1 protein-coding gene is annotated in these 800 nt (G+C 59.1%); it reads left to right on the top strand.

Going from position 1 to position 800, the window contains the following annotated elements; translation table 11 throughout:
• Nucleotides 1-196 (top strand): transposase (locus tag K9U40_RS23105; protein ID WP_282890830.1); only part of this gene is annotated, 196 nt, incomplete at its 5' end.
• Between the last annotated feature and the right edge of the window lie 604 nt (nucleotides 197-800).

The following is an 800-nucleotide window of genomic DNA, read 5'->3' as shown; positions in this document are numbered from 1 at the left end:
CCGTATCGCCCGCCGCGGCGTCGACAGTTCTGAGCACCTCGGCAAGCACCGATGGGTGGTTGAGCGCACCTTCGCCTGGATCAACCAGTTCCGGCGCCTCGCCATCCGATACGAGCGCCACGCCGATCTCTACCGCGCATTCTGCGTCCTCGCCGCCGCAATCATATGCTTCAGAGCCATCGCCAAGTTTTGTTAGGCGCTCTTAGTGGTTCAATTGTGTGTCAGGCTATCTATACTTTACTTGACGCGCTCAGAGCCCGTTTGAAAAATCGCCCAGATGGGCGCTTGCAGCTCCGGCAGGTACTTTATCACCGTCATGACCAGGCTTGTCCCGGCCATCCACGCGGTGAGGCTGGGAATGGCTTTCGCACGCTCTCCCAAGCGGTTCGGCGTGGATGCCCGGAACTCGGGTGTTCCCGAGTTCCGCCTTCCGGGAACCGAAGTCGGCAACAGCCGACTTCGGGCACAAGCCGGGGCATGACGGGGTGAGCGCGGTTATGCCCTTCTGAATTTCCAAACAGGCTCCGAGCCTAACCCGGTAAAAGTAAAATATATTTTTCGTATATCGCTTTATACTTGGCTGGATGTTTCATTGCGCAAGACTCCGCTGCGACCGGCCACCATAAATCGGGAGCCCCGCCGATCTCTTCGGCGACCAAGGGGACAGCACCCGTGAGGTGGTCCCCGAAAATCGGACAGGGAGTTAAGCTTGGTTCGGCCTGACGGAAGGACGAGCCCGATGACCGGGAAGAGGAAGCGTTATTCAGCGCAGTTCAAGGCGAAGGTGGCCCTGGAGGCGC

Source organism: Xanthobacter autotrophicus (genome assembly GCF_030015065.1).
Lineage (GTDB): Bacteria > Pseudomonadota > Alphaproteobacteria > Rhizobiales > Xanthobacteraceae > Xanthobacter > Xanthobacter autotrophicus_D.
Note: the sequence above shows the minus strand (reverse complement) of the source record. Positions and strands in the feature narration are given on the sequence as shown.